Below are 21495 nucleotides of genomic sequence, written 5' to 3' on the forward strand. Positions count from 1 at the left end.
AGTGCCGTGGGGACGCCGGCTGGACGGCCGGAGCGGTGCGGGAGGTGCGCCGTCGACGACTGTGTCGTCGGCCACGATCGCTCAGCCGACGCCGCCCGCGGAGACGAGGGACTCGACGGCCGCCCGGAGCCCGTCGCTCGCGCGCTGGGCGTCGTCGAGGTAGCCGGCCACCATCGCGCCGTCGCGCAGCATCATGAACGTGCGGGCGGCGCCGGCCGCGTCGGGGTGGCCGCTGCGCTCGAGCGCGTGGCGCGCGACGCCCTCGAGCCACGCGCGGTGCTCGACGACGGCGGCGTGCACGGGGTGCGCCGGGTCCGGGTACTCGGCGGCGGCGTTGATGAACGGGCAGCCGCGGAAGCCGGTGCGGCAGATCTCGCCGCCCATGCCCTCCACCATCGCGCGCAGCAGGGCTGCGGCGTCCTGCGGGTCCTGCGGCTCGACGCCGACGCGGGCGCGGACCTCGGCGTCCTGCGCGCGCAGGTAGGCGACGACGAGCTCCTCCTTGCCGGGGAAGTGCCGGTAGAACGTGGCCCGCGTGACCTGCGCCTCCGCGACGATCCGGTCGACCCCGACCGACGTGGATGCCCTCGGTGTAGAAGAGCCGCGACGCGGCGCGCAGCAGGCGCTCCCGGGCCGCCGAGGTGCGCTCGGGGGCGGGGGCGGTCGCACTGGTCATGGCGTCACAGTAGGCGGCGGCCGGGTCCCTGCCAAGGCGAAAAGAGGGAGAACGTTCGGTCTTGCGCGCGCGGCGGATCGGTGCGACGGTGGACACGGAAAGAACGATCGTTCTCCTGATGCTCCGCCGTCGCTCCCGCAGAAGGGTCCACACCATGAACGCCGTGTACACCGCCGTCGCCACCGCCACCGGGGACGGCCGCAACGGCCACACCCGCTCGTCCGACGGCCTCGTCGACCACGACCTCGCGACCCCGAAGGAGATGGGCGGCGCGGGCGGCGCGACGAACCCCGAGCAGCTCTTCGCCGCCGGCTACGCCGCGTGCTTCCACTCGGCGCTGAAGATGGTCGCGCGCACCCGCAAGCTCGCGATCACCGACTCCGCGGTCACCGCCGAGGTCGGCATCGGCCCGATCGAGCCCGTCGGCTTCGGCCTCACGGTCGCCCTGCACGTCGAGCTCGACGGCGTGGACCAGGCGACGGCGGAGGAGATCGTCGCGACCGCCCACACCGTCTGCCCGTACTCCAACGCGACGCGCGGCAACATCGACGTGACCCTGGACGTCACGGTCGCCTGAGGCCCCGGCCCCCGGCGGACGCACCGGCCCCGGCGCCCGGCGGACGCACCGGCCCGGCCGGCCCACCGGGCGCCGCGCCCTCGTGGTCAGCGGCAGGCCCGCTTCACGCAGCGGGCGAGCCCGCCCGCGTCGACCCCGTGCCGCTCGAGCAGCGCGCGCACGCCCTCGTCGGCCAGCAGGCACAGCAGCAGCCCGCACGTGTCGAGGTGCGTCGTCGTGCCGCCCGCGCCCGGGTCGATCACGACGGGTGGGGTGTCGTCGCCCCGCGCCCACACCGCGAGCGTCCGGAGCTCCTCGCGCGTGAACCGGTCGCCGCGCAGGTCGGCCCCCGAGGCACGCACCAGGACGCGGTAGACGCCGGACGTCGTCGTCGCGACCGACGTCGTGAAGGCCCCCGGCCCGGTGGACGGCATCGCCTGCTCCCACGGCGCTCCCGCGGGCGGCGTGACGTGGGCCCGCACGGAGACGCTGTGGCGCAGCGGCACGCCGCTGTCGGTGAGCGTCGCCCGCACCAGGCCCGACGACCCGGGGAGCCGTGAGGCCTGGCTCACCGCGACGCCGAGGTTCAGCGCGCTGCGGGCCTGGACGCTCAGCGTGTACGGGACGCCGTGCGTGTCGATCGCGAGCGTCACGAGCCGCAGGACCTGCGCCGCGAGCTCACGGTCCTCGAGCGCGTCGAGCCGGTGCCGCAGGTCCGTGAGCCACCGCTTGAGCCGGCCCCGGTCGACGGTGAGCACGACCTGCCAGCGGCCCTGCGCCGTGGGCGGCACCAGGACGTCCGCGGGGACGACCCGCAGGGCGCGGTAGGCGTCGCCCACGGCCTCCTCGGCGCCGGCCCCCGCGGTCACGGACGTGCCGTCGGGCGCGACGACCTCGACGTCGATCACGCCGACCATCTCCCCGAGCAGCAGCACGTCCGTGCGGATGTCCGCGCTCGTCAGCCGGAACGGCTCGACGGACCGGCCGCCGACCGGCACGAAGCCGTCCGGGTCGACGACGACCGCCGCGTTGGTGGCCCCCGCGAGGACCTGGGCGAAGTACTTCTGCAGCAGGAGCTGGTCGTGGACCCCGGGGTTGCCCGTGAGCATGACGTACCCGCCGGTGCCGTCGGCCAGGTCGGAGAGCGCGATGGGGTTGAGCTGCTCGGGCGTGCCGAGGCCGATGCCGAACACGCGGCTGTGGACCGACGAGGCGGCGGCGGCGATGGTCTTGTCGGCGGTCTCGTGGCCGTCGGTGAAGACGATCGTGGCGGTGCTGTCGTACTGGCCGGTGACCGCGGCCAGCTGCGCCGCCGCGAGCTCGAGGCCGTCGCCGATGGCCGTCAGCCCGCCGGGCGTGACCACGGTGTCGGTGATGGCGTCCGCGGCGAGCAGCCGCCCGGCGCCGCCGATCATCGGCCCGGCCGGGGCGACCGGTGTGGCGGGCGACGCGTCGACGTCGAAGCGCACCACGCCCACGCCGTCGGTCGCGTCGAGCAGCGCGACGAACAGCGGCGCCGAGTCGTGCAGCACGTCCATGCGGCTCTTGAGCGGCAGCCCGGAGGGCAGACTCACGCTGCCCGACCGGTCCAGTACCAGCGACGTGCCGACCGTCGGGTTCGGCACGACCGTCGCGGTGATGTCGACGACGAACACCTCGCCGGTGCTCGCCGTCAGGGTCGCGGTGCCGGCGGCGGCTGTCCCCGCCGCCCCGGGCGTGAACAGGACCCACACCAGCACGTCCCGCTCCTCGTAGCCCTGTGGCTCGGGCGACGTCACAGGTGTGTCGAGGATCGTGAACGGCCCGGTCACCGTGGCGTCCACGGCGATGCTCGCGACCGACCGGACCCGCAGGCGCACCGCGCGGGCCGTCGGCAGGTGCTCGACGACCCCCACGAACCGCAGCTGGTCGCCGGGCAGCGGTGCCACCTGCTCGACCGACGTCGGCAGCGTGTCGTAGGCGGGCGGACGGACCACGGACGGGTCCCGGCAGTCCTTGACCACGACGGCCGACGACGCGCCGACCCACGGCTCGATCGGCGCGCCGAACTCGACGGTCCCGTCCCAGGGCTGGAGCGTCGCGCGGATGCTCTCCGGCCCGGTCGTCTCGGACTGGTCCCCGTAGACGAGGTCCGGGTCGAGCCGCCACTCCTCGCCGGGCTGCGCCTGCCACATCGCGAAGAGCCGGTCGACGTTGCTGTGCAGCAGGAACACGAACGGGTCCTCGAAGGCCCGGTGCGAGTCCTGGATCGTGCTGCCGGACCCGAAGAAGCCGTGCGTCGTGTTGTGCGACGCCTCCACCGCGGTGCGGAACACCGTCCACTGCTGGGCCTGCGGCGTCCCGTCGGTGCTCGTGAGGATGTCGGCGTCCGGCTGCACCGCGGGTGCCCCGGCCTGGCAGAGCCGCACGACCTCCATCGGCGGGTCGGTGAAGCTGCCGGTCTGGTCCCGGCTGCCCGCGAGCACGCCGCCGTTGTGCAGCGCGGCGAGGGGCCCGTCGAGCATCCCGTCGGCCCGGCCCAGCAGCGCCGCGGAGAGCAGCGCGACGGTGCCGCCCTGCCCGTCCGACGCCGCGCGCGGGTCCTCCGTCCAGTCCCAGTAGTGCAGCGCGACGTCCGGGTCCGCCTGCTGGAGCAGCGCCTCGTACCGGTTGACGAGCTCCCGGTGCCACGGGAGGAACGAGTTGCCGCCGTGGTTGTGGGTGGCCTCGTGGATCTGGTCCTGCTTGTCCCAGTACGACACCCCGTCGAGGAACGTCGTCAGGTCGGCCTGGAGCACGGCGTCGACGTAGGCCTGCTGCTCGGCTGCGCTCAGGTGCGCGAAGTTCCGCCGGATCGGTCCGGACATGGTGCCACCCCCTCGTGGTCGTCGGGGGGAGGACGTCCGGGCGGCTGCCGCGATACGTCGTCGACGTGCCGGGATCAGCGGGGGCGGCCGCCGCGGCCCTTGCGTGCGCCGCCGTCTGCGGCGTTGCCGCGCCGACGCGCTGCCGCGGCGGCGCGGTCGCCGGTGGCGGACCTGCCGGTGCCCGACTTCGCGGTGCCGGACCTGGCGGTGCCGGACTTGGCGGTGCCCGACTTGGCGGTGCCGGACTTCGCGGTGCCGGACTTGGCGGTGGCGGACTTGGCGGTGCCCGACTTCGTGCTGCCGGACTTCGCCGTGCCGGACCTCGCGGTGCCCGCCGTGCCGGTCGCCCCCGTGCCGGAGCCACGCGCCGCCGGCTCGCCGCCGGCCGCCCGGCCGCGTGAGCTGTTCGCGGTGCGGCCGCGGACGATGCCGATCATCTCCTCGACGCGGTCGTCGTGCCGGTCGGTGACCCACGCGAGCGCGACGGTCGACGTCGGGGCGTCGGTCACGGGCCGGTACGTCACGTCGCGGCGGTGGTGCAGGCGCGCGAGGGACTGCGGCACGACGAGCACCCCGACCCCCGCGGCGACGAGCTCGACGGCGTCCGCGGTCGTGGCGGGCGGGTCCACGAGCGGCGCGGTGCCGGGCGGCTCGGCCCACGCGAGGACGTCGTCGGCGGGGACCAGCAGCGTCTCGTCGACGAGGTCGGCGGCGGTCACCTCGTCGGCCGCGGTCACGACGTGGTCCTTGGGCACGACGACGACGCTCGTCTCGGTGTAGAGCGGGATCGCGCTGAGCGCGTCGCGGTCGACCGGCAGGCGCACGAGCCCCGCGTCGACGTCCGGTCCGGCGAGGGCGGACCCCTGGTCGCCCGGGGTCGACTGCACCAGCGTGAGCGGGACGTCGGGCAGGCGCTCGGACCACACCCGCAGCCACTTCGCGGGGTTGACGCCCGGCACGACGAGGAGCCGGAACGGGGAGACGCCGTCGGGCGTCGGGGCGGTCGCGTCGTCGGGCACAGGCACCTCCGGTGCGTCGTCCGGTCGGGCGCCGGAGGGAGGCCGGCGCCGGGCGGCACGGACCCGGTCAGGCTACCCGGCGGCGTCGTGCGGCCCGGAGGGGCGACGCCCGGCGGCGTTCCGGGGGCCGACGGCGCGGCCCGGCCCGGCGGCGCACCGTCCCCACCCGGGCGACTCGTTACCCTGGGCCCTGTGAGCGCCGCGAAGAAGTCCCAGACGATGAAGCCCTCCACAGCGGCGCAGAAGCTCGACGTGTACCTGCCGGCCACGCCGCCGGAGTTCCGTGAGCGCGCCGAGATCTCCCGGGAGGAGCTCGCCGAGCTCCAGAAGAACCCGCCGCAGTGGCTCGTGGACCTGCACCGCGACGGCCCGCACCCGCGCAACGTCGTCGCCGCACGCCTGCGCGTGTCGATCAGCGGGCTCGCCCGCGGCGGCGTCACCGAGGCGCTGACCAGCGCGCAGATCACCGAGCTCATCGAGAACCCGCCGTCGTGGCTCCCGCGCGAGCGCGCGATCCAGGCGGAGGTGCGCCGCGAGGAGCAGCGCCTGCGCGAGCGCCAGCAGGGCATCGGCGAGCGCCCGGACGGCACGCGCGACGAGCTGGGCGCGGACGACGACGCCGTCGCGGAGCCGGTCGCCGACCCCGCGGAGTGACGCGCGCGGGGTGACGCCTGTGGCTCAGCGCCGCCGCACCACCACGTCGTGCACGGTGTGCCCGAGGTCGAGCCCGCGCTGCTCGAACTTCGTCACCGGCCGGTGCGCGGGCCGGGGCGCGAAGCCGCCCGCCGGGTTCTCCAGCTCGGGGTCCGCCGTGAGGACGTCGAGCATCGCGTGGGCGTACTCCTCCCAGTCCGTCGCGCAGTGCAGCGTGCCGCCCGGGCGCAGGCGTGAGCGCAGCAGCGCGACGTGCTCGGGCTGGACGATCCGGCGCTTGTGGTGCCGGGCCTTGGGCCACGGGTCGGGGAAGAAGACGTGCACGGCGTCGAGCGAGTCGGGCCGTACCCGGTGGCGCGCGAGCTCGAGCGCGTCACCGTGCGCGACCCGCACGTTCGTGAGCCCGGCCTGCTCGACGAGACCCAGCAGGTTCGCCAGCCCGGGCAGGTGCGCCTCGACGGCGAGGTAGTCGCGGTCCGGGTCGTCGGCGGCCATCGCTGCGGTGGTCTCGCCCATGCCCGAACCGATCTCGAGCACGAGCGGCGCCGACCGGCCGAACAGCGTGGCGGTGTCGAGCCGCCCGTCCACGTCGAGCGGCATCGGACCGTGCGCGTCGTCGTGCACCGAGAAACCGAGCACCGGCCACAGCCGCGCGAGCGCGTCCTCCCGGGCCGCACCCAGCGCGGCCCGACGCGGGTGGAACGTGCGCACCGGGGCGTGCGGCGTGGCGGCGACGTGCCGGAAGCCCTGCGACGGTTGACCCACGGGGCCAGGGTACGAGCCGGACGGGACCGGGGTCGATGCCGGCTCCGGAGGGCGGTCCCGGTGCCCGCTCCGCGACGCTCGTGGCTGCGACCAGCACGTTCGGACACGCCGAGCTGCCACGCCGGACAGCGTGCCCGCTTCCGCATGTTCATCCGGGGGCTTCCCACAAGCGCCTGTGAGGGCGCTAGCATCCCTGCCCGAAGGGGATTCGTCCTCTTTGCGCAGGGGGCACTGCGTGAGTCGACGCTGCCCTCTGCGGGCCCTCCTTTCCTCACGCCCAGCGCTCAGCCACGTCTGCCGTCAGCGACGGCAGCCCTGCTTGCGTGCCGGCCCGTGCCGGTTCGTCGGGCAGTGCTTCGCGATCTCCACCGGGGTGGTGGCGGTCGTCAGGGTGGGATCTCTAGGGGGCTCGTGGTGCGCACGGCGTGGCGGTCGTTGGTTGCTGGTCTCGTGGCTTCGGCAGTCGCGGTGACGGTGGGTGGGCTGCCCGCTGTCGCCACGGTGGAGGACGACACGTCCTCTGCCGACGTTCACCGGTCGTGGGCCGTGTCGCTCCTGACGTCGGGGACACCGTCGGTGCGGCGAGCCGCCGAGGCGGCGTTGCTGGGGTCGGACGCGGACCTCGAGGCGTTTGCGGACTCCGGGTTCGACCAGGCGCTGGATGCCGACTACCGAACGTCGGCGGACGTGCTGGCGAGCACGAACGGTCCGCACGTGAAGAGCGCAGCGTCCGCGGCCTTGGCCGGGTCGCCAGCGGAGCTGCGCGCGTTCGTCGACGGAGGCTTCAAGTCGGCGTGGTACGACGACGAGCGCCTGCGGGTGATCGCACTCCTGGAGGCGAGCGGGCCGCACACGTACGAGGCGGCGCAGGCGGCGCTGGACAGCTCCGATCCGGCCGCGTCGTCGGAGTTCCTGTCCTCGGAGCTGGCGACGGTGCAGTACAACGACGAGCGGTTGCTCGCTCTGACGATGGTCGACGGAGGGGAGAACAACAGCGGTCCGGCGCTGGACGAGGCGGCGCAGGTCGCTCTCGAGGGCACGGCTGAGAAGAAACCCACTCCCGAGGACCTGCACGAGTTCTTGGTGAACGGGCAGCACGTCGCGCGGGCACGCGATGAGGAGATGGCCACCGTCCGCGGACTGACCGAGCAGAGCAAGCAGGCCGGTCAGGTGACTGCGACGGAGTCGTTGGCAGCTTCGCAGGCGTCGGGGCGCGCGGAGAGCGCGGCGGAGCTGGCGAGATCCGCCGCCCAGGAGGCGTTGGCGGAGGCCAAGGCTGCGGGCGGTGCTGCGGAGGGGGCCTCGTCAGCGGCGGGCCGCGCGGCGGACGCGGCAGCCGCGGCAGAAGGGGCTGCTTCAGAGGCGGTTTCGGCGTCGAGCGCGGCGCTGCGCGCTGCGCAGGCTGCTGCAGACGGGGCACGGAAGGCGACGACGGCGGCGTCGTTGACGGCCCAGGCGGCTGCGGCTGCGCACTCAGCGGCCGCGGCAGCACGCACCGATGCAGGTCGAGCGGGTGACGCGCTCACGGCGGCCGAGGCCGCGCGGAAGGCAGCGGCGCAGGTGGCTGCCTTGGAGGCAGTCCGCAAGGAGCGCGATACGGCGCTGGACGAGGCCGCCAAGGCGGCGACGGCGGCGATCAGCGCGAGCGTGAACGCTGATGCGGCGGCCGTCGCTGCCGACAAGGCGTCCGGTCAGGCCGGCGTCTCCGCGGCGCAGGCGAAGCGGACGAAGGCCGCTGCGCGAGCCGCCAAGGCGGAGGCCGCGCGGGCGGCTGAGGCAGCCCAGCGGAGCTTGGGGTTCGCGCAGGCGGCGGCGGCGGCGTCGGACCAGGCCTTCGACTTCGCGCAGAAGGCCGGTGAGCACGCGACGCGCGCCGCGGCCGCTGCGGAGCAGGCTGCTGCGCAGGCCGGGGCCGCGGGTCAGGCCGCGGCCGAGTCGGCCGCCCACGCCGAGCAGGCCACCGCAGCGTCCGAGCTCGCGGTCGCGGCTGCACGGCAGGCGGAGGAGGTCCAGAAGCTCGCTCGGGATGCCGACGCCGCCCGGCTCGCGGAGGCGACGGATCAGGGAATCAGCGACGCGCAGGACGCCGCGGCCGCCGAGCGGGCTGCGGGCGCCGTGGCAGGGGAGATCGCTGCCGGGTGGGACCGAGGAGTGGCGTGGGACACCGAGGAGGACGACAGGGTCTCCCAGTCCACCCGGAACCTACTGGCGAAGGCGAGCGCTGAGGGCGCCGCCGTCCGTGATGTCCTGAGCTTCGGGCGACGGGCGGCGCTGGCGTTGGTGGGCACCGGCGGAGAGTGGACCAAGGCCGCCGCCGCGGAGGCGCTTGCCGGGGACGAGGTGATGCTGCGGTCCTGGCTCGCACAGGGTCGTACTCAGGCCGCAGGGCAGGACAACCGAGCGCGGGTATGGCACCTGGTCGACACCCTGCCCGACGGACCGGAGAAGACGGCGGCGCGGGCGTCCCTCGAGGGGAATGACGCTGCGGTCGCGACGTTCCTGAGGACTCGGGCGTACCCCGGCAAGGTCGTCGACGACCGCTCCGCGATGCTGCGGATCCTGGCAGCGAACCCCGGAGTGACCCTGTACAACGCGACGCAGGATGCGTTGGAGGGAACCCCGCAGGAGGCTCACGAGTTCCTCCGCACCGGGCAGCACGTCGCCCGCGCCGCCGACGATCGCTTGCGCATCCTGGGGATGCTGGAGACCGCAGGCCCTGAGGTCGAGGCTGCTGCCCAGGTCGCCCTGGCCGGCCCGGCGTCGTACGCGAGCTACTTCCTGACCGTCGGTCAGTACGAGGCGGCCCAACGAGACGCGGAGCAGGCCGCGCACGTCCACGCGGTGCAGGTCCTGGTCCGCGAGGCACAGCGGTACGCCGAGAAGGCTCTCGAAGACGCCGCCGAGGCGCGGCGCGTTGCCGCGGTGGCCAAGGGTGCGGCTGCCGAGGCCGCCACTCACGCCAGCCAGGCGAAGGCTGCAGCCGACCAGGCCGCCGTCTACGCCGACCAGGCCATCCAGTCCGCCGCCGCAGCCAAGACGTCCGCCGAGCAGGCAGCCGCTTCTGCCCAGACCGCCGAGGACGCCGCCACCAAGGCACAGGCCTCGGCGGACCGAGCAGCGCGCTCCGCGGTCACCGCGGGCGCTGCGGCGAGCCGTGCGGCGAGGGATGCCGCGTCCGCTCAGCTCGCGAAGTCGTCCGCGCGCGAGGCCGCTTCCGCGGCCGCACAGGATGCCGCGGCGGCCGAGCAGGCGGCCCAGGCCGCTGCAGCGACCTACACGGCTCGGGAACGCGAGGTGCAGCGCGCCAGGCGCAGCACCGAGCCCGGCAGCGCCCCCCGCGACGCCCCCGCCGGCGCTACGACCGCGAGCGAGACGCAGCGGTACTGGAACTGCCTGACGTCGGTCGACACCGCCCTGGGCTCCCCCGGCATGTGCAAAGACGGGCTCGTGGCCTTCGGCAAGGCGCTGCTCAACCCGGCCAAGTGCGACACGCCGTCGAACCGTGACTCCCTGGGCTGCCGGATGTACAGCGAGTTCCAGAAGGTCGCGGGCGGCAACGACGAGCTGAAGTGGGACCTCGCCCAGCTCGCCCTGGGCGTGTGCGGGCTGATCCCCGGCGCCGGTGAGGTCTGTGACGGCCTCGACGTGGCGGTCTCGGCCGCCCGCGGTGACTGGGGCGGTGCGCTGCTGTCCATGGGCGCGATGATCCCCGGGATCGGCGCGGCGGCCGGCCTGGCGAAGGTCACAAAAATGGTCGACAAGCTTCGCGGCACGATCAAGATGGTCATCGCCCAGGCCGATGAAGCGGCAGTCCTCGCCAACAGGGTGAGCGGTTGCTCCATCGTGAACATGGCGACGTCGCAGGCGCGCACGGCCCTGTCGGCCCCGGTTGCCGAGCGCCCCATGGCCCTGGCGCTCAACGTGTCGACGGCCCGCGCGGGTGGTGGGCCGTCGGACTGCACGCCGCTACCCAGCATCGACCCGGGGGCGGGGCTTCAGGTTGTGCACAATGGGCAGACCAACAAGCCCACAGGCACTTCCAACACGATCGTCGTCGCCGACCCTGCCGACGCTGCGGCCATCGCTCGAAAGACTGCCGAGGACACCGCGCGAGACGCGCGGAACGCGCGGGATGCCAAGGAGTTCGCCGTTCGCCAGTTGCCGATGAAGACGACCGCGGCCGTCGACCCGGTCACGGGGAGGGTCACGACGGGGTTCTCCGGCGAGTTGTTGACGCCGCCTGCGGGCTTGCAGGAGCGGATGCCCACCGAATCGGTCCGTCCTTGGCCGGTGAACAACTGTGGTGAGGTTGCTGCGTGCACAAGGCAACTAGAAGGAGTTGCCGACATCGTGGAGCAGCGAGCGATCCTCGACCGGCTGAAGATCATCACCGTATTCACTCGCACCGGCCAGGTCGACCCGCCGTGTCGGAACTGCGAGGTCTGGGTGCCGAAGCAATGACGATGAGCGCATTCGAGTTGCTCCACCGGGCAGGCTGGACGCAGTTTCGACGAGTCGACGTCGACGAGACCGTCAGCCGGTTGCAAGCGTCGGGGTACGCCGTGGTCCCTCCTTATCGCGAGCTCATCGCGCAGCTCTTGGGTTTGGTGGTCCTTTCCGAGGATGGCAAGAACTCGCTGGAATTCGACATGGACGGGATCGCCGCTCGCACTGACGCCGAGCTGTGTGAGGCGTACGGCGAAGACATCGGGCGAGCGGTGACCCCGGTGGGCTTTTATTCCGACATGGTGCTCTGGGTTGACGAGGTCGGAGAGTTCTGGGGGAGCTTCGACCTTCAGTACGGACGCATTGGGCAGAATATTCAGGAAGTTATTCAATGGCTCCTCGTCGACCCAGCAAGCATGCATATGTTCGATCGTCGGCTTCCTGACTAAAGGAGAGCGAGTATCGCTGGGCGAGGCGCCTGTCGCGGCTGACGGAACCGCGTTGATCTCATCGCTCCTTGATCCTGATCGCATCTGTCGATCTGTGCATCACGGAGGCGTGTCGCCGGTTCGATTTTTCGAGAAGCGGTCACCCCGCTTGATCACGAGCAACAGATCGGAGAATGGCATGAAGCGAGCTGTGGGTTGGGTCGGGTTGTCTGCCGCGGCAGTAGGTGTCGCCGTGGCACTGGGTGGTGGCGGAGCGGCGGTGGCGGCCGACGGTGCCGGGGCCGAGGTGGAGTCGTCGCTGGTGGAGGACTTCGCCTACCCGGGGGCGGATGCCATTTTGGCGGAGCACGGGTTGAAGCTGATCGCCGGCGACGGTCACATCCTGTTCGAACCGTCGGAGGACGGTTGGTGCGATGCCGCACTGATCAAGGTCGAGAAGCACATCATCACGGGCACGGTACGGAAGGTGGTCAACTACTGCTTCGAGACCTCGGGGACGCGGGGGTTCTTGACGCTGGAGGTGCCGGAGACGGCCGCGGTGCGGGGTGGGGACGAGCCGCTGGAGGCAACCGCTCTTCTGCAGAGCGGAGAAGAGAAGACCTACGACGTGCCGGCGAACCGCACGGTAGGACTGGATGTCGATCCTGCGAACGCGAGGGCGCCCAAGTCGATCCTGCTCGAGCTGCGGTTCGGTACGTGGGAGACGAGCGCAGAGTGACCGCGACCAGAGGTGGTGTCCGCGGGTCGTGTGTGGCTCGGGTTGGTGTCGCGGCGGTGGTGTTGCTGGGGGTGGGCGTCCCCGCCGCGCAGGCGGTAGAGGGGGCCGCCCCGACCGGTCCGGCCGCGGCGGCGACGGTCAAGATCAACGTCGGCCAGGACCGGGCGTGCTCCGGGGCGCTCGTGGACTCGTGGTGGGTCCTCACCGCGAAGTCGTGCTTCGTCACGACCCCCGGTGAAGCGGTGCCGCTCGGCAAGCCCGCCGTGCCCACCACCGTCACGATCGGCCGCGCCGACCTGACCACCACGGCCGGCCACGCCGTGGCCGTCGACCTGGTCGTGCCGCACGCCGACCGTGACGTGGCCCTGGTCCGGCTGGCGACGGAGGTCACGAACGTGCCTCCGGTCGTGGTCGCGGCCACCGCCCCCGTCGTCGGCGAGGCGCTGACGGTGACGGGGTACGGGCGGACGGCGACGCAGTGGGTGCCGGACACGGCGCACGCCGCGACGTACACGGTGAGCGTCGTCGACGCCGGCACGCTCGGCATCCAGGCGCAGAGCGCCGGAGCGACGATCTGCAAGGGCGACGCCGGCGGGCCCGCGCTGCGCAGCACCACCGGCGGCGGCGTCGAGCTCGTCGCGATCCACCACACCGCGTCGCAAGGTGGGTGCCACGGATCGACCACGACGGCTCAGAGCGCGACGGAGACCCGCGTGGACGACCTCCGTGGCTGGCTCACCCAGAACATCCGGCCGGACTGCGCCCCGGCGCCGATCGTGCCGGCGGGGACCCCCAACATCGGTGACGGGCAGCTCGTCCGGGTCCCGAGCGGGAAGATCTTCATCGTCGCGGGCGGCGGCAAGTACGAGCTCACGTACGCGGACTGGGCCGCGATGGGCCTGCGCGCCTACACGGACGTGTCGCAGGCGACCGTGGACGCGCTGCGGTCCGCCCCGCGCGACAACACGTACCTCCGCGACCCGGACGGCACCATCCACCGGGTCGTCAGCGGTGCTCGTTACGGCCTGTCGCAGGACGAGTGGATCGCGCTCGGCAAGCCCGGGTACGTCCAGGTGCCGGCCGGGTTCATCGCGAACGTGTCGGCCGGGGCTCCCGGCGGGCCGGTCCTGCTGCACGATCGCGTGAGCGGGGTCATCCACCAGGTCGTCGGCTGCACCCGGTACCCGCTTTCGCTCGAGGAGTGGCAGGCGCTCGGCTCGCCGGCGTACCTGACGGTCCCGTCGGGGTTCATCGCCCGGGTCCCGGTGGGTGTCCCGACGTCGTACGCGCTCCTGCGTGACCGCACCACCGGTGGCATCTACCAGACGCTCGGCGGCGCGAAGTACGTCCTGTCGCCGGCGGAGTACCAGCGGCTGGGCTCCCCGGCGTACACGGACGTCCCGGCGAAGCTGCTGGGACAGGTCACGGGGACCGTGCCGAGCGGGTCGCACGTGATGCGCGACGTGACGTCGGGCGCCATCTACCGGGTCGAGGGCGGCAAGAAGCGCCTGCTCACGCCTGCGGACTGGGACGCGCTGGCGGACAAGCGCTACGTCGACGTCCCCCCGGCCTGGCTGGGTCTGATCCCGCAGCAGTGAGGCCATGACGTCGCCGGGCGGTGGACCCGCCCGGCGACGTCGGCCCCTCCGCACGCGGGGGAGGGTTCGCAGAGCGACGGTCGGCTCACCCGGTCGGTCGTCGCAGAAGCGTCCACACGAGGGGCATGCGACGGGAAGCCGTCGAGCAGCGGGCACGCGTCCCGCGGCGGACGAACGACACGAGAGCAGGGGACTGATGGGCATGCGTGGGTCGTGGGTGGCCAGAGCCGCCGTGGGTGCGGTCGTCCTGGCGTGCGTGGGGGCACCGGCCGCCTACGCCGTGCAGGGCGCCGTGCCGAGCGGGGCGGCCGCGACGGCGACGGTGAAGATCAACGTCGGGGAGGCACGCGCGTGCTCCGGGGCGCTGCTGAACGAGTCGTGGGTCGTGACCGCGAAGTCGTGCTTCGTCGACGCCCCCGACGCCGTCGTGGCGCACGGGGCCCCGACGCTCCCCACCACCGCGACGGTCGGTCGCACGGACCTGACGGGCACCGCCGGCCACGTCGTGCGCGTCGACCGCGTGGTGCCCCACCCCGACCGGGACGTCGTGCTGGCGCACCTGGCCTCCCCGGTCACCGGCGTCGCGGGGGTCCCTGTCGCGACGACCGCCCCGGTCACCGGCGAGGAGCTGACCGTGACCGGGTTCGGGCGCACGACGACGACCTGGGTCCCCGACACCGCCCACGCGGCGACCTTCACGGTCGCGGCCGTCGAGGCGGGGACGATCGGCCTCCAGGCCGACGAGCCGGGGGCCACCATCTGCAAGGGCGACGCCGGCGGGCCGGCGCTGCGCACGACCGCCGGGGGCGCCGTCGAGCTCGTCGCGATCCACCACACCGCGTCCCAGGGCGGGTGCCTCGGCTCGACCACGACCGCGCAGGGCGCGACCGAGACCCGCGTGGACGACCTCCGCCAGTGGATCACGTGGAACGCGACGCTCACCCAGGAGCGAGCGGTCGGTCTGGTCGAGGCGGTGACCCCGGAGTCCGGCGAGGTCACGATCTCCGGGTGGGCGTGGGACCCGGATACGTCCCTCCCCACGGACGTGCACATCTACATCGACGGTGTGGGGGTCCCGGTGCACGCCGACCTGGACCGGCCGGACGTCGCCGCCGCCCGGGGCACCGCTCCGACGCGCGGGTTCGTCCACACCCGGACCCTGGCCGCAGGGGAGCACACGGCGTGCGTCTACGCGATCAACATCGGCCCCGGCGACAACACCGGGCTCGGGTGCCACGCGTTCTCGATCCTCACGAAGGCCCCGGTCGGCGTCGTGGACGTCGTGATCCCGGACTCCGGCCGCGTCAGCCTCAGCGGGTGGGCCTGGGACCCCGACTCGTCCGCGCCGACGGACGTGCACATCTACATCGACGGTGTGGGCGTCGCGGTGCGGGCCGACCTGAACCGGCCCGACGTCGCCGCGGCGTTCGGCACCGCCCCGACGCGGGGGTTCGCACACACCCGAGACCTGGCGCCGGGCGAGCACACCGCGTGCGTCTACGCGATCAACATCGGCCCGGGGGACAACACCGGGCTCGGGTGCCACACGTTCTCGGTCGACACCAGGACCCCGGTCGGCGTGGTGGACGCGGTCACGGTGAACGCCGGTGAGGTCACCGTCTCCGGGTGGGCGTGGGACCCGGACACGTCCGCGCCGACGGACGTGCACATCTACATCGACGGTGTGGGGGTCGCGGTGCGGGCCGACCTGAACCGGCCCGACGTCGCCGCGGCGTTCGGCACCGCCCCGACGCGGGGGTTCGGGCACACCCGCGCGGTCGGCCCGGGAAGCCACACGGCGTGCGTCTACGCGATCAACCTCGGCCCGGGGGACAACACCGGGCTCGGGTGCCATGTCTTCCACGGGTAGTGCGGTGCCGGCGCCGTGGCGGTCGTGCCGTCCGCGCGCGGTGACCAGCGGGCACCGGCCGGCCGGTCCGGGTGCGCGTCCGGGGCCACGCGACGGACGCCGATCGACCGGTGCTGTGACGAACCGACGAGCAGGGGAGTGATGGGTGTGCGCAGGACGGGGATGATCCGGGTCGTGGTGGCGGCGCTGGCGCTGGCGTGCGTGGGGGTGCCGGCCGCCTACGCGGTGCAGGGCTCGACGCCGACGGGGCCGGCCGCGGCGGGGACCGTGCGGATCGAGGTCGGCAAGGAGAGCCGGGCGTGCTCGGGCGCGCTCGTGGGCTCGTGGTGGGTGCTCACCGCGAGGTCGTGCTTCACCGCGGCGCCCGGGACCCAGGTGGCGTGGGGCGCGCCGCCCGAGCCGACGAAGGTCACGGTCGGGCGCGTCGACCTGACCGGCACCGCCGGGCACGTCGTGCCGGCGGCGTGGCTCGTGCCGCACCCCGACCGGGACGTGGTCCTGGTGCGGCTGGCCTCCGCCGTCACCGACGTGGCGCCGGTGAAGGTCACCGCCACGGCCCCGGTCGCCGGGGAGACGCTGACCGTCACGGGCTACGGGCGGACCACCACCGAGCTCGTGCCCGACACCGCGCACGCGGCGACCTACACGGTGAGCCTCGTCGGCCCCGGGACCCTCGGCATCGAGGCCGCGAGTGACGGTGCGACGATCTGCAAGGGCGACGCCGGCGGTCCCACGCTGCGTACGTCCGCGACGGGTGCGGTCGAGCTCGTGGCGATCCACCACACCGCCTCCCAGGGCGGTTGCCTCGGCAGCGCGACGACGGCCCAGGGCGCCACCGAGACCCGCGTGGACGACATCCGCGACTGGGTCAACCAGAACACGAAGGCCACGCCTGGCGCGGACACCATCGGCGTCCGTGGCGGCGCCACGTGGTACCTGAACGACCAGAACGACGCGTCCGCGCCGGAGAAGGTCTTCCTCTACGGCAACCCGGGCGACACCGTCGTGGTCGGGGACTGGAACGGTGACGGCGTCGACACGATCGGCGTCCGGCGTGGCGCCACGTGGTACCTGAACGACCAGAACGACGCGTCCGCACCCGAGAGGATCTTCCTCTACGGGGACCCGCAGCACACCCCGCTCGTGGGCGACTGGGACGGCGACGGCGTCGACACGGTCGGGGCTCGCCTCGGGGCGACGTGGTACCTGAACAATCAGAACGACTCGTCGGCGCCGGACAACGTGTTCATCTACGGGGACCCGCAGCACACCCCGGTCGTGGGTGACTGGGACGGCAACGGGACCGACACGGCCGGGGCTCGCCTCGGGGCGACGTGGTACCTGAACAACCAGAACGACTCGTCGGCCCCGGACAACGTCTTCATCTACGGCGACGCGCACAACACCCCGCTGGTCGGCAACTGGGACGGCCGGTGATGGCGCCGTTCGACGCAGCGGCAGAGGGTCGTACCGCAGCCCCGGCAGCGACCTCCGGCGAGCGGGGAGCAGCGCGGGTGTCGAGCACGCGGAGCCGGGCGGGCGGAGCTGCGGTGGCGCGGCGGTCGTGGGTCGTCCGGACGCTCGCCGGCGCACTGGCGCTGACCGCGGGGGTGGTCCCCGCCGCCTCGGCGGTGCAGGGCAGCGCACCGACCGGGGCTGCGGCGGCTGCGACCGTCAAGATCGCTGTCGGGGAGGTCCGCGCCTGCTCGGGAGCGCTGGTGGGCCCGTCGTGGGTCGTCACCGCGAAGTCGTGCTTCGCCGCGACGCCCGGCGCCGCGGTCGCCCAGGGCGCGCCGACCGAGCGGACCACGGCCACCGTCGGGCGGACGGACCTGACCAGCACCGCGGGGCACGAGGTGGCCGTGACGCTCGTCGTGCCGCACCCGGACCGGGACCTGGTGCTGGTCCGGTTGGCGGCACCGGTCACCGACGTGGCCCCGGTGGCGGTCGCGACCACAGGCCCCGTTCCCGGTGAGGACCTCACCGTGACCGGGTACGGCCGGACCACGACGCAGTGGGTCCCGGACGTCGCCCACGCGGCGACCTACACCGTCACCACCGTGAACCCGGGCACGGTGGACCTGCGGGCAGCCTCGCCCGACGCCTCGGTCTGCAAGGGCGACGCCGGAGGCCCGACCCTGCGCACCACTCCCGCCGGCGGGGTCGAGCTCGTCGCGATCCACCACACCGCGGACCAGGGCGGGTGCCTCGGCGCGAGCACCAGCGGGCAGGCCGCCCGGGACACCCGCGTCGACGACCTCCGCGACTGGATCACCCGGAGCACGACGCCCACGCAGCAGGTGGCGCTCGGCGGCTCCCGGATCGCGGTCCTCACGGACGACCGCCGGGCGCAGGTCAAGGACGGCGGCCTGCGGGCGGACTGGGTGCAGCTCCTGGGTGCCAACGCGAAGCAGGTCGTGGTGGACGGCACCCGGATCGCGGTCCTGGCGGAGGACGGGGTGGCCTGGGTCAAGGACGGCGCGACGACCGCCACCTTCGTGCCGGTGTTCACGAACGTCCGGGAGATCGCGTTGTCCGGCAACCGCATCGGCGTGCTGACCCGCGGCGGTGAGGCGCGCGTCAAGGAGGGCGACCTGTACGCCCCCTGGGTCGTCGAGGCGACCGGCGTGACGTCGCTCGTGCTGTCGGGCAACCGCATCGGTGTGGTGAACGACGGCGGTGAGGCGCACGTGAAGGAGGGCAGCCTGTCGGCCGACTGGGTCGTCGTGTACCCCGGGGTGAAGTCCCTGGTGATGTCGGGCAACCGCATCGGCGTGCTGACGAAGAGCGGTGAGGTGCGGGTCAAGGAAGGCGGGCTGCGGGCCGACTGGGTCGTCCAGTCGAGCGGGGTGACGTCGCTGTCGCTGTCGGGCAACCGCATCGGCATCCTGAAGAACGGTCAGGCGCACGTGAAGGAGGGGCCCCTGGGGGCCACGTGGGTTCTCGAGGCCTCCGGCGTGACGTCGTTGGTGTTGTCGGGCAACCGCATCGGCGTCGTGGACCAGGCGGGGAAGGCGCACGTGAAGGAAGGCGATCTCTACGCGGGATGGGTGGTCGTCTGGCAGTAGGCGACTTGCCGGCTGGGACCCGGGGGCGGCGCCGTGCGCGATGGCCTCCCGAGCGAGCCGGGACGGCACGCACGGGCGGGCGGTCAGCACCAGCCGGCCGCCCGCCGGCGCGTGCGGCTGCGGGTGGACGCACCCCGGACCCGGGCTCGGGGCGTGCAGCTCAGTCGTCGTCGGAGCCGGAGGAGCCGTCGTCCCCGTCGTCGTGCAGCTGGGGGGTGCCGTCCGCCGCACAGGCCGCGCGCACGGACGTCCGGTCGTCGCCGCTGCGGAGCTCGACCTCCACCTCCTCGGGGCCCGCGCGCTTCACCTCGACGGCCCAGCCGTCCGCGGGGGTCGCGTACTGCAGCTCGATGACGGTGCCGCGGCAGGCCGCGCCCACGCTCCCGCCCTCGACGTCCCAGGCGCGCGCGACGACGGCTGGCTCGGTCACCGGAGGAGCGGCGGTCGGCGCCGGGGCCGGTGTCGCGGTCGTGGTCGGGGTCGCCGTGGCGGGCGGGGAGGACCCGGTCGAGGGCAGGGCGGCGAGCCGCCGCGCGACCTCCGCCTCGCTGAGCACCGAGCCGCTCCCCGGGCCCCCGACCGCGCTCACCGCCCAGCCGGTCACCGACCCGGCGAGCAGCACGGCGGCGAGCCAGGCGGCGGGGACGGCGAGCCGTCGCCGGGCCGTCGCCCCGGCGCTCTCGCGGGCGGTCGGCACCGCGGGGCTGCTGCCGCTCTCGTCCATGCCTGCATGCTGCCGCACCGCCGGACGGCGCCAGGACAAGGCGCGGTTAAGAGGACGACAAGACGTGCCCGCCCGCGCGGCACGAGGCTCCCCCGACGCCGGTCATGGCCTACCGTCCCTGGTGTGGCTGACGTGCTGATCGTCGAGGACGACGCGACGATCCGGACCGCGCTCGTCCGGGCGCTCGGCGCGCGCGAGCACTCGACGATGACCGCGCCGACCGCGCTCGAGGGGCTGCAGAGCATCGTCAGCCACCGCCCGGACGTCGTGCTGCTCGACCTCGGGCTGCCCGACCTCGACGGCGCGACGCTGCTCCCGATGATCCGCTCGGTGAGCGACGTCCCCGTGATCGTCGTCAGCGCGCGCGACGACGGCCGGGACATCGTGGCGCTGCTCGACGCGGGCGCCGACGACTACCTGGTCAAGCCGTTCGCCGTCGACCAGCTCGACGCGCGCATCCGGGCGGTCCTGCGGCGCGCGGAGCCCGAGCGGCCACCCGCGGAGGTCGCCGTCGGGGGGCTCGTGATGGACGCCCGGGCACGCACCGCCGTGCTGGACGGGGTCGCGCTCGAGCTGAGCCCCAAGGAGTTCGACCTGCTGCTGTACCTCGCGGAGCGCGCCGGCGAGGTCGTGAGCAAGCGGGAGCTGCTCGCGAAGGTGTGGAACCAGCCGTACGGCGGCGCCGACAAGACCGTCGACGTGCACCTGCACTGGCTGCGCAAGAAGCTCGGCGAGACCGCGGAGCACCCCCGGTACGTGCACCGGGTGCGCGGGGTGGGCGTCAAGGTCGCCTCGCCGCCGTGAGGCCGCTCCTCGTCCGGTACGGACTCGCGATGACGTCGGTCGTGCTCGTCGCGTTCCTCGTCCCGCTCGCGGTCCTCGCGCGCGGGCTCGCGGAGCAGCGGGCGCTCGAGCAGGGCCGGACCGACGCGCAGCGCGTCGCGGTCTTCGCGGGCGGCGCGACGCAGGACGACGCCCGGCTCGAGGCGGCCGTGCTCGCGAACGACGCCGGCGCGCACCCGACCACGGTGTTCCGCCCCGACGGCACGAGCCTCGGCGACCCCAGGCCGCGCACGGCGGCCGTCGACCTCGCGGCCTCCGGGCAGGCGTTCACGGCGCGGGTCGACGGCGGCGTCGACGTGCTGCTCCCCGTCGCGGGCGCGGGCGGGACGACGGTCGTGCGGACCCACGTGCCCGACGACGAGCTCCGGGCGGGCGTCACGGAGGCGTGGCTCGTGCTCGCCGGGGTCGGGGTCGTGCTGCTCGGCGGGACGGCGCTCGCCGGCGACCGGCTGGCCCGGCGCGTCTCGCGCTCGGTGCGCGAGCTCTCCGGGGTCGCCCAGCGGCTCGGCGGCGGGGACCTCGAGGCCCGCGTCGAGCCGTCCGGACCGCCCGAGGTCGCCGCCGTCGGGCGCGTGCTCAACGGGCTCGGCGCGCGGGTCGCGGACCTTCTCGCCGCCGAGCGCGAGCTCGTCGCGGACCTGTCGCACCGGCTCCGCACGCCCGTCACCGCGCTCCGGCTCGACGTCGACCTGCTCCCCGACCCGCGCGAGCGCGCGCGCCTGACCGCGCACGTCGACCACCTCGTCGAGGCGGTCGACGACCTGGTCCGCACGGCACGCGAGCCCGCGGCGTCCCGGTCCGGGGCGCGCTGCGACGCCGCCCACGTGGTGCGCGAGCGCGCACGCTTCTGGGCGGTGCTCGCCGCGGCCCAGAGCCGCCCCCTCACGGTCGACGTGCCCGACGCGGTGCTCGACGTCGGCGTGGCCGCGACGGACCTCGGCGCCGCGCTCGACGTGCTCGTCGACAACGTCCTGACGCACACCCCGGAGCGGACCCCGCTCGCGCTCGCCGTGCAGCCGGGCGCTCCGGTGCGGGTCGTCGTCGAGGACGCCGGGCCGGGCCTGGCTCCGGGCGACGTCGAGCGCGGGCGCAGTGGCGCCGGCTCGACGGGGCTCGGGCTCGACGTCGCGCGGCGCACGGCGGAGCAGGGCGGCGGCCGGCTCGTCGTCGACCGCGGGCCCCTCGGCGGGGCCCGCGTGACGCTCGAGCTGCCCCCGGCCTGACGAGCCGGTCGGCCGCCTTAACCGCACCTTGTCCTGGCCT

At 74.1% G+C, this 21495-nt stretch carries 16 protein-coding genes; 11 read left to right on the forward strand and 5 right to left on the reverse strand.

Translation table 11 applies throughout. The features are described from left to right. Window positions 1–81: 81 nt before the first annotated feature. Window positions 82–669, reverse strand: a complete 588-nt coding sequence (locus CCE01nite_RS08210; protein WP_218026456.1) for a TetR/AcrR family transcriptional regulator — start codon at window positions 667–669, stop codon at window positions 82–84. 161 nt (window positions 670–830) lie between these two features. On the opposite strand from CCE01nite_RS08210, the gene CCE01nite_RS08215 reads away from it, so the two are divergent. Then, entirely contained in the window at window positions 831–1253 is a 423-nt protein-coding gene (locus tag CCE01nite_RS08215) for an organic hydroperoxide resistance protein (protein WP_034628796.1), read from the forward strand. 86 nt (window positions 1254–1339) lie between these two features. Here the strand turns inward: CCE01nite_RS08215 and CCE01nite_RS08220 are convergent, their stop codons facing one another. Both CCE01nite_RS08220 and CCE01nite_RS08225 read right to left on the reverse strand, forming a co-directional pair. Continuing rightward, window positions 1340–4078, reverse strand: coding sequence for a tyrosinase family protein (locus CCE01nite_RS08220; protein WP_034628793.1), 2739 nt, complete (start codon window positions 4076–4078; stop codon window positions 1340–1342). A gap of 74 nt (window positions 4079–4152) precedes the next feature. Continuing rightward, window positions 4153–5103, reverse strand: coding sequence for a LysR substrate-binding domain-containing protein (locus tag CCE01nite_RS08225; RefSeq protein WP_218026457.1), 951 nt, complete (start codon window positions 5101–5103; stop codon window positions 4153–4155). Window positions 5104–5289: 186 nt separating this feature from the next. Here CCE01nite_RS08225 and CCE01nite_RS08230 point away from each other — a divergent pair, with 186 nt between their 5' ends. After that, window positions 5290–5751 (forward strand): DUF5997 family protein, encoded by a 462-nt coding sequence (locus CCE01nite_RS08230; RefSeq protein WP_246056370.1) that lies wholly within the window; start codon window positions 5290–5292, stop codon window positions 5749–5751. Window positions 5752–5775: 24 nt separating this feature from the next. Here the strand turns inward: CCE01nite_RS08230 and trmB are convergent, their stop codons facing one another. After that, the gene (gene trmB / locus CCE01nite_RS08235) at window positions 5776–6516 is read right to left on the reverse strand and encodes a tRNA (guanosine(46)-N7)-methyltransferase TrmB (RefSeq protein WP_034628792.1); all 741 of its coding nucleotides are present in this window, start codon (window positions 6514–6516) and stop codon (window positions 5776–5778) included. Window positions 6517–6966: 450 nt separating this feature from the next. Between trmB and CCE01nite_RS08240 the strand changes: the two genes are divergently transcribed. The 7 genes from CCE01nite_RS08240 (at window position 6967) to CCE01nite_RS08270 (ending at window position 18665) form a co-directional block, all read left to right on the forward strand. Beyond that, on the forward strand, window positions 6967–10977 hold the full coding sequence (locus CCE01nite_RS08240) for an ALF repeat-containing protein (protein ID WP_169744011.1): 4011 nt from the start codon (window positions 6967–6969) through the stop codon (window positions 10975–10977). 2 nt (window positions 10978–10979) lie between these two features. Beyond that, the gene (locus CCE01nite_RS08245) at window positions 10980–11411 is read left to right on the forward strand and encodes an SUKH-3 domain-containing protein (protein WP_169744010.1); all 432 of its coding nucleotides are present in this window, start codon (window positions 10980–10982) and stop codon (window positions 11409–11411) included. A 232-nt stretch (window positions 11412–11643) separates the two neighbouring features. Further along, window positions 11644–12129 carry a hypothetical protein gene (locus CCE01nite_RS08250; protein WP_141372165.1) on the forward strand — a complete coding sequence of 162 codons (486 nt, stop codon included), beginning with the start codon at window positions 11644–11646 and terminating at the stop codon, window positions 12127–12129. A gap of 56 nt (window positions 12130–12185) precedes the next feature. Then, entirely contained in the window at window positions 12186–13727 is a 1542-nt protein-coding gene (locus tag CCE01nite_RS08255; protein ID WP_169744009.1) for a trypsin-like serine protease, read from the forward strand. Window positions 13728–13959: 232 nt separating this feature from the next. After that, the gene (locus CCE01nite_RS08260; RefSeq protein WP_170223952.1) at window positions 13960–15597 is read left to right on the forward strand and encodes a S1 family peptidase; all 1638 of its coding nucleotides are present in this window, start codon (window positions 13960–13962) and stop codon (window positions 15595–15597) included. Between the two features lie 141 nt (window positions 15598–15738). Further along, window positions 15739–17034 carry a S1 family peptidase gene (locus CCE01nite_RS08265; protein ID WP_141372168.1) on the forward strand — a complete coding sequence of 432 codons (1296 nt, stop codon included), beginning with the start codon at window positions 15739–15741 and terminating at the stop codon, window positions 17032–17034. A 113-nt stretch (window positions 17035–17147) separates the two neighbouring features. Further along, complete coding sequence (locus tag CCE01nite_RS08270) at window positions 17148–18665, forward strand: trypsin-like serine protease (RefSeq protein WP_052104353.1); 1518 nt, start codon at window positions 17148–17150, stop codon at window positions 18663–18665. A gap of 160 nt (window positions 18666–18825) precedes the next feature. Here the strand turns inward: CCE01nite_RS08270 and CCE01nite_RS21295 are convergent, their stop codons facing one another. Beyond that, window positions 18826–19389 (reverse strand): hypothetical protein, encoded by a 564-nt coding sequence (locus CCE01nite_RS21295; protein ID WP_034633283.1) that lies wholly within the window; start codon window positions 19387–19389, stop codon window positions 18826–18828. Window positions 19390–19512: 123 nt separating this feature from the next. On the opposite strand from CCE01nite_RS21295, the gene CCE01nite_RS08280 reads away from it, so the two are divergent. Continuing rightward, window positions 19513–20193, forward strand: a complete 681-nt coding sequence (locus CCE01nite_RS08280; RefSeq protein ID WP_034633286.1) for a response regulator transcription factor — start codon at window positions 19513–19515, stop codon at window positions 20191–20193. Continuing rightward, entirely contained in the window at window positions 20190–21455 is a 1266-nt protein-coding gene (locus tag CCE01nite_RS08285) for a sensor histidine kinase (RefSeq protein ID WP_211254591.1), read from the forward strand. The genes CCE01nite_RS08280 and CCE01nite_RS08285 overlap by 4 nt, the downstream gene beginning before the upstream one ends. Window positions 21456–21495 lie beyond the last annotated feature (40 nt).

Source organism: Cellulomonas cellasea (genome assembly GCF_006538745.1).
Taxonomy (GTDB): Bacteria; Actinomycetota; Actinomycetes; order Actinomycetales; family Cellulomonadaceae; genus Cellulomonas_A; species Cellulomonas_A cellasea.